Source organism: Microbacterium sp. Root322 (assembly GCF_001425645.1).
Classification (GTDB): domain Bacteria; phylum Actinomycetota; class Actinomycetes; order Actinomycetales; family Microbacteriaceae; genus Microbacterium; species Microbacterium maritypicum.
This window is the reverse complement of record NZ_LMCS01000002.1, coordinates 1,031,795-1,044,665: the sequence shown is the minus strand read 5'-3', so window position 1 is coordinate 1,044,665 and position 12,871 is coordinate 1,031,795. Positions and strand designations below refer to the sequence as shown.

General features: G+C 68.7%; 13 protein-coding genes. 7 read left to right on the top strand and 6 right to left on the bottom strand.

Annotated elements, in window-relative coordinates:
* The first annotated feature begins 4 nt into the window (after positions 1-4).
* Both dcd and ASC55_RS09900 read left to right on the top strand, forming a co-directional pair.
* Positions 5-610, top strand: a complete 606-nt coding sequence (gene dcd, locus ASC55_RS09905; RefSeq protein WP_055874903.1) for a dCTP deaminase — start codon at positions 5-7, stop codon at positions 608-610.
* 1 nt (position 611) lies between these two features.
* Positions 612-1,121, top strand: a complete 510-nt coding sequence (locus tag ASC55_RS09900; protein ID WP_055874900.1) for a hypothetical protein — start codon at positions 612-614, stop codon at positions 1,119-1,121.
* An 18-nt stretch (positions 1,122-1,139) separates the two neighbouring features.
* Here the strand turns inward: ASC55_RS09900 and ASC55_RS09895 are convergent, their stop codons facing one another.
* On the bottom strand, positions 1,140-2,171 hold the full coding sequence (locus tag ASC55_RS09895; protein ID WP_055874899.1) for an FUSC family protein: 1,032 nt from the start codon (positions 2,169-2,171) through the stop codon (positions 1,140-1,142).
* Between the two features lie 127 nt (positions 2,172-2,298).
* Positions 2,299-3,069 carry a hypothetical protein gene (locus ASC55_RS09890; protein WP_055874896.1) on the bottom strand — a complete coding sequence of 257 codons (771 nt, stop codon included), beginning with the start codon at positions 3,067-3,069 and terminating at the stop codon, positions 2,299-2,301.
* 119 nt (positions 3,070-3,188) lie between these two features.
* Between ASC55_RS09890 and ASC55_RS17715 the strand changes: the two genes are divergently transcribed.
* Positions 3,189-3,839 (top strand): MarR family winged helix-turn-helix transcriptional regulator, encoded by a 651-nt coding sequence (locus tag ASC55_RS17715; protein WP_235563214.1) that lies wholly within the window; start codon positions 3,189-3,191, stop codon positions 3,837-3,839.
* A 12-nt stretch (positions 3,840-3,851) separates the two neighbouring features.
* Here ASC55_RS17715 and ASC55_RS09880 read toward each other — a convergent pair whose 3' ends face one another.
* The 3 genes from ASC55_RS09880 to ASC55_RS09870 form a co-directional block, all read right to left on the bottom strand.
* Positions 3,852-5,258 carry an MFS transporter gene (locus tag ASC55_RS09880; RefSeq protein WP_055874892.1) on the bottom strand — a complete coding sequence of 469 codons (1,407 nt, stop codon included), beginning with the start codon at positions 5,256-5,258 and terminating at the stop codon, positions 3,852-3,854.
* Between the two features lie 81 nt (positions 5,259-5,339).
* Complete coding sequence (locus ASC55_RS09875; RefSeq protein WP_055874889.1) at positions 5,340-6,515, bottom strand: exo-beta-N-acetylmuramidase NamZ family protein; 1,176 nt, start codon at positions 6,513-6,515, stop codon at positions 5,340-5,342.
* Positions 6,516-6,517: 2 nt separating this feature from the next.
* Positions 6,518-7,384 carry a MurR/RpiR family transcriptional regulator gene (locus tag ASC55_RS09870; protein ID WP_051056561.1) on the bottom strand — a complete coding sequence of 289 codons (867 nt, stop codon included), beginning with the start codon at positions 7,382-7,384 and terminating at the stop codon, positions 6,518-6,520.
* A 236-nt stretch (positions 7,385-7,620) separates the two neighbouring features.
* On the opposite strand from ASC55_RS09870, the gene ASC55_RS09865 reads away from it, so the two are divergent.
* From ASC55_RS09865 to ASC55_RS09850, 4 genes are read left to right on the top strand one after another with little or no spacing between them, the layout of a single operon-like run.
* Positions 7,621-8,904 (top strand): ABC transporter substrate-binding protein, encoded by a 1,284-nt coding sequence (locus tag ASC55_RS09865; protein ID WP_055866357.1) that lies wholly within the window; start codon positions 7,621-7,623, stop codon positions 8,902-8,904.
* 55 nt (positions 8,905-8,959) lie between these two features.
* Positions 8,960-9,934, top strand: coding sequence for a carbohydrate ABC transporter permease (locus ASC55_RS09860; RefSeq protein ID WP_055866355.1), 975 nt, complete (start codon positions 8,960-8,962; stop codon positions 9,932-9,934).
* On the top strand, positions 9,934-10,851 hold the full coding sequence (locus tag ASC55_RS09855; protein WP_017829671.1) for a carbohydrate ABC transporter permease: 918 nt from the start codon (positions 9,934-9,936) through the stop codon (positions 10,849-10,851). Before ASC55_RS09860 ends, ASC55_RS09855 begins: the two co-directional genes overlap by 1 nt.
* Before the next feature lie 13 nt (positions 10,852-10,864).
* Positions 10,865-11,848, top strand: a complete 984-nt coding sequence (locus ASC55_RS09850) for a serine hydrolase domain-containing protein (protein WP_055874888.1) — start codon at positions 10,865-10,867, stop codon at positions 11,846-11,848.
* Between the two features lie 3 nt (positions 11,849-11,851).
* On the opposite strand, the gene ASC55_RS09845 is transcribed toward ASC55_RS09850, so the two are convergent.
* A complete protein-coding gene (locus tag ASC55_RS09845) occupies positions 11,852-12,748 on the bottom strand; it encodes an Lrp/AsnC family transcriptional regulator (protein WP_017829669.1) in 897 nt (298 codons plus the stop codon).
* Between the last annotated feature and the right edge of the window lie 123 nt (positions 12,749-12,871).

The window sequence follows — 12,871 nt, the reverse complement described above, 5'->3', positions numbered from 1 at the left end:
TGCCGTGCTTCTCAGCGACCGCGACATCAAGGCAGAACTCGCATCCGGCCGCATCGGCCTCGAGCCTCGCGAAGACGGGATGATCCAGCCGTCGAGCATCGACGTGCGCCTGGACCGGTACTTCCGGTTGTTCGACAACCACAAGTACCCGTTCATCGATCCCTCGGTCGACCAGCCCGAGCTCACGCGCCTGATCGAGGTCGACCCCGACGAGCCCTTCATCCTGCACCCCGGGGAGTTCGCACTCGGTGCCACGTTCGAGCAGGTCACGCTGTCCGACGACATCGCGGCGCGCCTCGAGGGCAAGTCGTCCCTGGGGCGCCTCGGGCTCATCACGCACTCCACCGCAGGGTTCATCGACCCGGGCTTCACGGGGCATGTGACGCTCGAGCTCGCGAACGTCGCGACCCTGCCCATCAAGCTGTGGCCGGGGATGAAGATCGGGCAGCTGTGCTTCTTCCGGCTCACGTCTCCCGCCGAGAACCCGTATGGCTCCGGCCCCTATGGCAACCGGTACCAGGGGCAGCGCGGACCGACGGCCTCGCGGTCGTTCCAGAACTTCCATCGAACGGATGTCGGCAGCACCGACATCGGAGCAGTCGGAGGCTGAGATGAGTGACGTCAGCGGCACACCGCCGGAAGAGCCCGTCGTCCCCGAGGGGGCGGACCTTCCCGACGCGCGGGAGGCCATGCCGGATGAGCCGCTGATCCCGCCCGCCGACGTCGTCATCCCGCCTCCGCCGCCCGAGATCCCGATCCCGGAGGGATTGCTGGCGGAGCCTGCGTCGGACATCCCCTCGGATGTGTCGTCCGTCGATGCGGTCGTCCCGCCGCCACCCGCGACGCGTCGCGGTTCCGACCGTGCACGCCCGACCCCCGCCATCCTCGAAGGAGAGCCGCCCGCCGCAGTGGCGGACGACTGGTCCCAGCCGTCGGTCGCGCCCGAGGCGCCGACATCCGGCGGCTATCGCGTGCTCACCGTCGTGATCTTCGCGTTCCTGTTCGTGCTCCTCGTCGCCGCGATCATCGTCGGGGTGTACCTGCTGAACACGACGACCTTCCCCTTCGCGGGTGCCGACGAGGCCGTCACGACGGCGATCACCTTCGCGCTGCGTTCCTGAACCTCGGCGCAGGCGAACTCAGGCGCGTGTGCGTCCCGGCCGACGCCGAAGCGCCGCCGATGCCACGGCGACGAGAGTGCCGATGGCCATGCCGATCACGGTCTCGATCGCGCGGTCCTGAAGGAGTATGTCGACGGGAGTGGGTGCGGCGAGGTGCACCATGAGCAGCGCGAGCGGGGTGATGAACACCATCGCGATGCCGTAGTTGCGGCCGACGAACAGCTCGGCGGCGGCCTGCAGCACGACCACGAGCGCGATGACGGCGAGCGGCGGCAGATCGATCGCGAGGATCGCCGCCGCGACAAGCACGCCGAGAAGGGTGCCGACGAGGCGCTGGATGCCGCGGATCACCCGGGCGTTCAGCTGCGGTCCGCTCACGGCGGCGACCGCGCCGACGGCTGCCCAGTACCAGTGGGAGTCCATGATCAGCAGGCCGGCGAAGCCTGCTCCCACGATCGCCACTCCGACCGATGCCGCCATCTCTCCGGCTATGGGGCCCACGGGTTGCCGGGACCTCGACGACGCATCGGCAGTGCTGCGCGTGAAGACGCCGATGAGGGCGGTGATGGCCAGTCCGAACAGCACGCTCGGACCGCCGACCAGCAGCACGTCGCCGAAGGAGGCGGTCGTCGCCGGGATCGTGGCGCATGCCCCGACCGCGAACACCGGGAACAGAGGCCCCGGAGGGTGCCACCGCATCGTGTAGGCGAGCAGGGTGACGGCGGATGCGATGACCGCGACGACGAGGATGCTGACCGGGGCGGGAGCGGCGAGGACCGACAGGGCGGTGCCGACGAGCATCGAGGCGAGGATCACCCCGCCGGCGGTGGCCTGCATCCGCAAGCGATCGCGGAACACGTCATGGCGCCCGTAGAGCGCGGCGAAGGCGCCGAAGCTCGCATAGATGCTGAGGTCGAGGCGCCCCAGCATCCAGAGCACGAGGAGGGGGACCGCGACGCTGATCGCGGCGCGGAGCGCGACCCGGTGGTCACCGCGGTGCGGTTCGACGCGCAGAACGCCCGTCCACACTCTGCCCCGCGAATCCGCCACCGATCCAGCCTACGTCCGAGCCCGGGCCTCCATCGCGGCTGGGCCTCCATCTCGGCCGGGCGGTCGCTCGATACACGAAACGCCCCACCCGGATGTCGGGAGAGGCGTTTCGAGGGTGGTGCGGATGTCAGGCGTCGCGGCCGCGGGTGAATCCCGCGTCGAAGCCACGCTCGAACGCGTGCTGAGCGATCCGCTCTGCACGGTGCGCGCCGTGTCCGTGTCCGTGTCCGCCGTGTCCGTGTCCGTGTCCGCGGCCGTGACCGCGGTGACCGGCGCCGGGCTCGCCGTGGCGGCATCCGTTCTCGGCGTCCTCGTGCGGGCCGAAGCCGTGTCCGGGGCCGAAGCCGTGCTCACGGTCGTGTCCGAAGCCGTGCACGGCCTCGCGCTCGGGGCCGCGGCCGAAGCCTCGTCCGAACGGGCGTCCGAAGCCGCGGGGAAAGCCGCGACCGTGGCGGGGGCCGCCGAAGCCATGCCGGCGTGCACGGGGAAGAGGAGTCTCCTCGTCCCAGCCGAACGCACGGGCGATCTTCTCGAGTGAGGCCAGCGTGGTGGCCATGTCCTCGGGGGGCACGGCCTCGGTGACCGTGGTGCGGATCTCGTCGACGAGGGCGCCGAGGCGTTCCTTCGCCGCGCGGCCGTCGTCGGTGAGCGTCCAGCCCTCTCCCTCGGGGGAGACCCAGCCGCGCTCGACGAGTCGATGCAGCTTGTGGCCGTTCAGCGGGCGGTCGGATGCGACGGTGCCGTCGACGATGTTGAGCAGGCGCCAGTCGCGGCGACTCGCGTGCTCGCTGTCGAACGCGGTGGCGAACTCGGCCGCCATGAGGCGGTCGGCGGCCTTCAGCCAGTAGCCGAAGGGGCGGGAGGTGTTCTCGGGGTTCTGTGATTCAGAGGTGTTCATGGGAAGTCCTTCGTGTCGGGGTGACTTTGTTGTCAGTGTGCATGTGTATGTCACAGTGCATGTACATGTAGTGTCACATGGACTCGCAATGCATGTCAAGTCGCATGTAAAATCGATCCGTGACCACCGAATCGAACGATGCCGCGAACGACGCCGCACCGGACGCGGCCCAGCGGGATTCCGCACAGCCGGACTCCGGACAGCCGGACTCCGCCGAGGCCATCGCGCAGGCGCTGTCCCGTCTGCGAGGACGCCGACCGGGGGAGCGGGGCGCGGGCGAGCGGGGCCAGGGCGGCCGTGGTCATGGCGGACCGCGCGGATGGCACGGAGGGCCCCACGGCGTCGCGCCGGGGGAAGATCCTCGCGACCACTTCGAGCACCATCGCGGTCACCCCGGGATGCCGCCGTGGATGGCCGACCCCTCGGGTCGCCTCGGCGGCCCCGCCCGCATGCGGATGCTGGAGGCGCTGGCCGCGGCATCCGCGCCGCTGAGCGTGAGCGACCTCGGTGCCGCGATCGGGGTCGATCAGCCCCGCGCGTCACGGCTCGTGCAGCAGGGCGTCGAACGCGGTTACGTGCGCCGCGAGGCCGACCCCGACGACGCGCGGCGCACACGTATCGCGCTGACGGACGAGGGGCGTCGCCTCGCCAGGGGCATGCGCGGCGAACGTCGCGAGATGCTGGCGACGGCGCTCACCTCCTTCACGGAAGAGGAGCGCGTCGAGCTCGCCCGGCTGCTGAACAAGCTCGCCGACAACTGGCAGCGCTGACCCGGACTCGGATCAGCGCGGCGCCTTCACCGGGAGCAAGAGCAGGAAACCGGCGATCAGGACGATCACGATGCCCAGGATGCCGAACGCGGTCTGGGCCGTCAGCACGATCAACAGGGTCCAGGCGCCGGAGGCCATCCAGCTCGCGGCCCGACCGGTCGTGGCGTACAGGCCGAAGATCTCGCCCTCGCGGCCGGCCGGGGTGACCCTGGCCAGGAACGACCGTGCCGCCGCCTGCGCGGGGCCGACGAACGCGCAGAGGATGAGTCCGCCGATCCAGAACACGATGGCGCCCGCTTCCCTCAAGAAGAAGACCGCGAGGCCGGCGACGATCATCGACCCGATCGAGGCGAGGATGATCCGCTTCGGCCCCAGGTAGTCGTCGAGTCGTCCGGCGGCGATCGTCGAGACCCCCGCGATCAGGTTCGCGGCGATGCCGAAGATGATGATCTCCTGCGTCTCGAACTTGAACACCGCGGTGCCGATGATCGCACCGAAGGCGAACACGCCACCGAGGCCGTCACGGAACACGGCGCTCGCCAGCAGATACCAGAAGGTGGGCCGGGTCTCCGGGTCGCGGTACAGGCCAGCGACGTCCTTCACCAGCAGCGGGTACGAAGCGAAGAATCCGACTCTGCGCTCGGGGCGTCCGAGTGAGGGCTCCGGCACGTTGAGGAAGATCGGGATGCTGAAGATGATCGCCCAAACCGCGCATCCGACCGCGATCAGCCGGTAGGCCAGGCCGTTGTCGGTCGACATGCCGAACCAGTCGAAGGTGTCGAGCACGACCACGATCACGAGAGCGATGATGCCGCCGAGGTAGCCGAAGCCCCAGCCGAGGCCCGAGATGCGACCGACGTTCTTCGGGTTCGCGATGCCGATGAGCATCGCGTTGGAGTTCACCGCCGCGATCTCCTGGAACACCGTCGCGGCCGAGATCAGGGCGACTCCCAGCCAGAACAGGCTCGGTGTGGGTTCGACGAACCACAGGCCCAGCATGCACATGACCAGTGCGCCGGTTCCGATTCCGAGCCACAGCTTCTGGCGCCCGGCGGCGTCCGCGCGCTGACCCAGCACGGGGGCCAGCAGCAGGATGCCGAAGGCAGCGATCGTCGACCCCAGGCCGAGACCGGCCGCGAGATCCGCCTCGGCGGCGAGTCGGACCGGGTCGTCCACATCGAGCGACGCGACCTCTGGTGGCAGGAAGCCCTCGCCGACGAGATACAGCGCCGTGAACACGAACGTCAGGATGACGGTGTTGAAGGGCTGCGTCGCCCAGTCCCACAGCGCCCAGGAGTACACCTGCTTCTTCGGCGCGGGTGTGTCGCCGCGCAGATCCAGGCCGACGACGGCCACGGCGCCGCTGTTCGCGGTCGCCACGGGCTCGGGAACGCCCTGGCGAGGTTCGGGTTCGCTCATGGGGGAAGTCTGGCGGGCCGCGGTGAACGCCCGGTGACGGCGCGCCGCGCCAGGGGGCAGAGATCGGAGCCGCAGTGAGGCTCAGGCGTAGAGCAGATCCGCCTCGACGGCCACGGGCCAGTCCGGTACTGCGAGTGTCGCCGGGTCGTTCCAGTTCCCGTCGGCGATCTGGCGGAATGCGCCGCGCACGCCGAAGAGCTTCTCCAGCGGCGACCAGTTCGACTCTCCCGGCATCGGGATCAGCGACCGTTCGGCGAGGGACTCCGGGTACATCTCCGCCAGGAGTGCCAGGAGGCGCACCCCGGTGTGCACCGGCCGCAGGGCCGCGGCATCGGTCACGTGCAGGATCACACCCTCGCACTGCGCGCCGGCATGGTCGCGCACGAGGGGGGTGAATCCGTAAGGGGAGGCGGTCACCCCGGGGAGATCGAGGTCGACCACCGCCTGCGCATAGTCCTCGGCGTCGATGAAGGGTGCCCCGATCACACGGAACGGCACCGCGGTGCTGCGCCCTTCGGAGACGTTCACGCCCTCGGCGAGGCACGTCCCGGGGTAGAGCAGGGCTGTCGCCGCGCTCGGCAGGTTCGGCGACGGCGGCATCCAGCGGAGCTCTTCGCGACCGATCGCGGTGTCCCCGCGTCGCCAGTCGTCGAGCTCGACGACGTCGAGCTCGACATCGATGCCGCGGGTGCGCACCCAGTGCCGAGCGAGTTCTCCGATGGTGAGTCCGTGACGGATCGGCATCGACCAGCGCCCGACCAGCGATTGCGCCGCCTCGTCGAGCATCGGACCCTCTGCCTGTTCGAGGAGACCGCCGAGCGGATTGGGGCGGTCGAGCACGATGACGGCGACCCCCGCATGCGCGCAGGCTTCGAGCATGTGGCTCATGGTCCAGATGTAGGTGTAGAAGCGTGCGCCGACATCCGGGAGATCCACCAGGACGACGTCGAGGTCGGCGAGGTCTTCCGCGGAGGGGCGCACGGAGGGGCCGTACAGGCTGCGCACGGGAACGCCCGTGACGCGGTCTCGCACGTCGTCGATGAGCGCTCCCTCCTTCGCCCGTCCGTCCATCCCGTGTTCCGGGCCGAAGAGCAGGTTCAGCGACCACCCCTTCGCCGCGAGCGCGGCCCGCCCACGCGTGAGCTGCGACGTCAGCGCCAGGTCGTTGGTGAGCATCCCGATCCGCGCGGTGCGCAGCGTGGTCAGCAGGCGCGGGGGCAGGTCGTGCCGGAGGAGCCGGTCGATACCGAGGTGCATGGTCAGTCGATTCTGTGAGTGGTGACGGCGTCGAGGGTGCGCTGCAGGTTCGCCGAGATGGTGTCGTAGTCGGCCTGCGCAATGCGGGTGTAGAGGAAGTCGAGGATCGCGAGCTGCGCGATGCGGCTCGCCATCGCGCCGGAGCGGAACGTCGATTCCGACACCGCGGTGACGAGCACCAGGTCGCACGCTCTGGCCAGAGGCGACTTCGGGTTGTTCGTGATGGCGATCGTGGTCGCCCCGGCTCTCCCCGCGACCTGCGCCGCCTGCACGATCTCGAGCGTGCGTCCGGAATGGGAGATGGCGATCGCCACATCCCGCCCGTCCAGCAGCGCGGCGCCCGTCAGCGCGAGATGGTGGTCGGTGCGGGCCTGGGCGACGAGTCCTGCGCGGTGCAGCTTCTGCTCCAGATCCTGGGCGGCGAGTCCGCTGGAGGCGGCACCGTAGATGTCGATGCGTCGCGCGTCTCGGACCTCGGCGACGCAGCGTTCGAGTTCGTCGAGATCGATCTGGCGGGCGGTGCGTTCGATCGCGGCGGCCTCCGCGAAGGCGATCTTGCGCACGGTCGTCGCGACGTCGTCGTAGCGGCTGACGTCGCCCGCAGACACCTGGAACCTCTCCTGGTCGGAGGCGCTGCGGCTGAGCTCGGTCGCGAGCGCCAATCGCATGTCCGGGTAACCGCCGAAGCCGACGCTGCGGGTGAAGCGGGCGACGCTGGCGACGGAGACCTCGCACTCCTCGGCCAACCGGGTGATGGAGCTCTCCACGACGGCCTGGGGCTCGGCGAGGACGTACTCGGCGATACGGCGCTCGGTCGGGGTCAACTCGGAGAGACGCTGATGGATGGCTGTCACGACACTGTTCGGCACGTGCCCATGATGTCAGGCCGAAACCCACTTCGGAAGAAATTTTCAGATTTGCTTGCATTTCTGTAAGAGATTGCCCAAAGTGGGCATGTCGGCATCTCCCCAACCACGGGAATGCCGCATGACATCGACGTCACGCGACGTGTCCTCAGCACCGAGGGCACTTCGAAGGGCGTTCCCCCCGAAGTAACGGCAGCCCACGACGTGCCAGGCAGCTGCCACCGTCCGAGAGGAACATCATGCGAAACCGCCCCGTCCGCCTCGCATCCACAGCAGGCATTCTCGTCGCTGGGCTCGCTGTCGCGGGCTGTGCCCCCGCCGCGTCCAGCGGTGAAGCCGAGAGCGATGTCACGCTCACGATCTGGTCGTGGCAGGCTTCCTCCTCGCCCAAGTGGGAGGCCGTCTTCGACAAGTACGAAGAGTCCCACCCCGGGGTCACGATCCAGTTCGAAGGCTTCCAGCCGACCGAGTACAACCAGATCCTGGCGACCGGTCTCGAGGGGAGCGATGGACCGGACATCGCCATGCTCCGCGCGTACGGCGGCATCCAGCCGGCGATCCAGTCGGAGCAGATCGTGCCGATCGACGACATCGTCGACGGACTCGATCAGTTCGATCCGACCGTGCTGCGGGCAGCTCAGGGCAAGGACGACGGGAAGACCTATGGGGTCCCGTTCGCGTACCAGACGATGCAGATGTTCTACAACAAGACCATGTTCGACGAGATGGGTCTCGAGGAGCCCACCGACTGGGACGAGTTCATCGACCTGCAGGAGACTTTGCTGAAAGAGGGCGTGACCCCGATGGCACTCGGTGCCCGCGAGGACTGGGTGCTGCCGATGTTCCACGACATCATGGGCTCGGCGAACTACGGCGGATCCGAGTTCGAGGAGAAGGTGCTCGCCGGCGACATCGACTTCACCGACCCGACGTACGTGTCGTCGCTGCAGATCGTCAAGGACATGCAGAAGTACCTCGACAAGAACGTCAACGCGATCGCCGTCGCCGACGCCGTGCTGCAGTTCACCTCGGGGCAGGCGGCACAGTGGCCCGGTGGATCGTTCGATCTGCCGACGTTCCAGAACTCCGCGCCCGACACGGAATGGGGCGTGTACGAGGTGCCCCCGGCCCCCGGCAGCGCTCTGGACCATGCGGTCACCCCGGGCTACGCCGACGGCAGCTTCGGCATCAACGCCTCCAGCGAGAACCAGGAGGCGGCGGCAGAGCTGCTGAACTGGATGACGACCTCGGAATTCGGTCAGCTCGTCGCCGATGAGGTGGACCAGTTCTCCGCCCTCCCCGGAGTGAAGTACTCCGACCCGCTCATGCAGGAGATGAACGAGCAGTACACCGCCAACCCGGCGCCGTACCTGCTGCTCGTCGACTTCCGCTACGGCGACCCGACCGGAACCGCGGTCCTGGGCCCGGACATCCAGGCGATGTTCCTCGGCGACAAGACGCCGGAGCAGCTCGGTGCCGACCTGCAGTCCGGGGTCTCCACCTGGTTCACCCCTGGTTCCTGATCCGAACACGAGGGGGCGTCGATCCGGCGCCCCCTCGCGGAGCGAAAGACACACCATGGCACTGACCATCCCCGTCCGGCGCGACCCCGCGAAGCGCGAGGGCACGAAGCGACGCACACGCGCAGGCATCGCCCTATCCACCCCGACGGCCACCCTGTTCGTGCTGCCGGCCGCCGTGCTGTTCGCCGTGCTCATCCTCTATCCGATGCTCGCTGCGCTCAGCTATTCGTTCTTCGACTGGCAGGGCACGAAGCAGGGCGGTTTCGCAGGGGTCGCGAACTACATCACCCTCCTCACGAAGGAGCCCTACGCCTCCGAGCTGTGGAACGCGTTCGGGCACAACCTGCTGCTGTTCGCGGGTGCGCTGGTCTTCCAGAACTCGCTCGGCCTCGGTATCGCCACCCTGCTGCACCGCCGCAAGCGCACCAAGCGCTTCTTCCAGACGATCTTCGCGCTGCCCTACCTGGTGAGCCCCATGGTCATCGGCTACCTGTGGTCGCTCATGCTCTCGCCGCTGTTCGGCCCGGTGAATGCGATCCTCCGCGGTGTGGGCCTCGAGAGCCTCGCCCTTCCCTGGCTCGGCGACCCGCAGCTCGCGATCTGGGTGATCGTGCTCGTGAGTGCCTGGCAGTGGATCGGCTTCCCGATCCTGCTGTACGGCGCCGCTCTCGGCGGGATCCCGGAGGAGATCGAAGAGGCCGCCTCGCTCGACGGGGCGACCGCGGCGAAGCGTTTCCGCTACATCACGCTGCCCATGCTCACGCCCACGATCGGCATCATCACGGTGCTCACCTTCATCGGCAGCATGGAGGCGATGGCCATTCCGTTCGCGCTCGCCGGCTCGAACGGGGCGCCCGCCGGGTCGACCGACGTCATGATGCTCCTCTTCTACCGGACCGCCTTCGAATCGGGGAACCCGAACTCGATCGGCGTCTCCTCCGCGCTCGCGACCGTCCTGTTCATCTTCATCATGGTGATCTCGGTCGTGATCACCTCGACGATGCGTCGCGCTGAACGAAAGCTGTTCTGATGAGCACTGCCCTCGACACCCGTCCGGAGCCCACCACCGAAGCGATCGTCTCCGGTCGTTCCTCCGCCCCCCGCCGCCGCTCCAGCCGCACCGCCGATGCCCCGTTCATCGGGCGGTTGTTCGCGAACGTGTTCCTCTGGGGCTACGCGCTCGTCGCCATCGGCCCGCTGCTGCTGATGGTCAACAACTCGTTGCGCACTCAGCAGCAGATCGCGACCGAGCCGCTCGGACTCCCGGTCCCTCCGACGTTCACGAGCTTCCAGAGCGCGTGGATCACCGCGTCGTTCGACACCTACTTCCTCAACTCGATCACCGTCACCGTCGGCTCGGTCATCGTCACGACCGTCGTCTCGGTGCTCGCCGCGTACGCGTTCGCGAGGGCTCGGGCGAAGTTCTTCCGTGGCATCGAGGCGGTCTTCCTGTCCGGGCTCATGCTGCCGGTGCACCTGGCGATCCTGCCGCTGTTCTACCTGCTCGACTCGCTCAAGATGACGAGCAACGTGTTCAGCCTGATCCTCGTCTACGGAGCCCTCGGCATTCCGTTCACGACGTTCGTGCTGACGGTCTTCTTCCGCGCGTTGCCGATCGAACTCGAAGAGGCGGCGCGCATCGACGGCGCCGGTCCGTTCCGCACCTTCGTGCAGATCCTGCTGCCGCTCGTGCGTCCGGCGCTCGCGACCGTGATCGTCTTCCGCTTCGTGCCGGTGTGGAACGACTTCTTCTACCCGCTGATCCTGCTGCGCGACCGGGACTCGTACACCCTTCCCGTCGGACTCACCCGCTTCTTCGGCGAGTACTCCACCGACTGGCCGCAGCTGTTCGCCGGGCTCACGATCGCGACGATCCCGCTCATCGTGCTGTTCCTGCTCGCGACCAAGCAGATCATCAACGGACTCACCTCCGGCATGAGCAAGTGACGGGAGAGCGGCCGTGGTGAACGGGGCGCCGGGGTCGGCGTGGGCCTCCCTGCGCACGACGCCGGGGCGGGGAGTCGACGATCTGCTGATCCTCGGCACCCCGGCCCACGACGATCGGACGCCTCTGAACGAGCGGCACCTGTTCGATCTCGCGTCGCTCACGAAGGTCTTCACCGCGGTCGCCGCACTGCGGCTCGTCGACCAGGGCAGGGTCGACCTCGACGCGCCCGTCGCGCCGGTCCTGGATGCCGGTTCGGGTGAGGGCGCTGGACGCATCACCCTCCGCCACCTCCTCACGCACAGCTCAGGGCTGCCGGCCGAGGGACGCGAGTGGCGGGACGGGATCCGCGGCGATGAGTTGCGCGCGCGGGTGCTGCAGCGACCGCTCGGATCTGAACCCGGTGGTGGTCACCTCTACTCCGACGTCGGGTTCATCGCCGCAGGGGAGTACCTGGAGCGCGTCGCGGGGAGACCCCTCGCCGAGCTGTGGGCGGAGGTGGCGACGGCCATCGGCGCGGGGTCGTTGACATCGTCGCCCGATCCGCGCGAGGCCGTGGCGACGGAGGATCAGCCGCACCGCGGTCCGGTGCGCGGAGACGTGCATGACGAGCTGGCGCACGCGCTCGAACGCCCGGCGGGTCACGCCGGGCTGTTCGGGTCGGTGCACGACGTCGCCGCATTGGCGCGGATGATCCGTGAGGACGGGCAGGGGCCGCGGGAGCGCGTGCTGTCCACGGACTCCACGCGCGCACTCCGCGTGCCGACCGTGCGTGCCGATGCCGGTTACGGCCAGGCGATCGGGTTGCGGGTACGGGACGAGTCGTGGATGTCCGGCATCGACGCGGTGGGGCATACCGGATTCACGGGCACATGCTTCGCCGTCCACACCGGTTCCGGCGGCTTCGGTGTGCTGCTCGTCAACCGCGTGCATCCATCGCGTGAAGACGCCGACATCGCCGCCGTCCGTCGCGCCTTCCTCGCACCGCTCGCGTCCTGAACCTCAGTCCGTGCGCAGTGGACGCAGCGTGCGCGCGTAGTCCTCCTTCAACACGGCGAGGTGCAGCCAGGCCTCGATGCGCGTCACCCCCGGCAGTGCGCGCAGCCGCTCGAGGCTGGCGTACAGCGCCCCCGCCGAGGGCTCGACCAGCGTGGCCACGGCGTCGAAGCGGCCGAGCGTGCGGGCGGCGAAGTCCACACCGCGCCCCCTTCGCAGTTCGTCGATCACGGCCTCGTCATCGTCGCCGAGCGTCATGCCCACCCCCATCGACAGCTGCCGGTGCGCGAGCCCGCGCGCCTCGACCGCGCTGATCTTGATCACCCCGGCGTCGATCAGCCGCTGCACCCTGGTCGCGACGGCCGAGGGCGACAGGCGCACCTCCTCGCCCAGTGCGCGGAAGCTCTTGCGTCCGTCGGCCTGCAGCTGTTCGATCAGCGCCTCATCGATCGTGTCGAGGGTGACACCGCCGTGGTACTCCGAGACGAAGAAGCCCTTGATCACGGTCGAGTAGATGATCGTGCTGATGTCGAGCACGCCGTCGATCGCACGGATCAGGGCCAGCAGGTCGTGCAGCTCCGACATCGAGCCCACGCGCACCTCGGTGACCACGTCGTGCGCCCCGCCGACGGCCGACACCAGCACGGTCTCGCTCATGTCGCGCAGGTGCTCTGCCACGAGCTCGACCGAGCCGTCGGTGCGGATGGAGACGTGGGCGAGCACGTGCTGACCGAGAAAGACCGGGTCGACGGCGGCGACGACCCGCACCGTACGGTCGGCGAGCATCGTGCGCAGCCGCGCGGCGACGGCGGCCCGAGACTGCCCGAGTCGCTGTGCCAGCGAGAGGATGCTGGCGCGACCGTCTTCCTGCAGCGCGCGGATGAGTTCGGCGTCGAAATCCATGGTTCCGCTCGATTCGGTCAGTTTCCCGCGATCGCACGCTTCGTGGTGCGTAAAGCCAGTGTAGGAGCCTTCTCGGCGACCGGGTAGGCGCGCATTGCACGAATGCGCGATCATATATTCAGT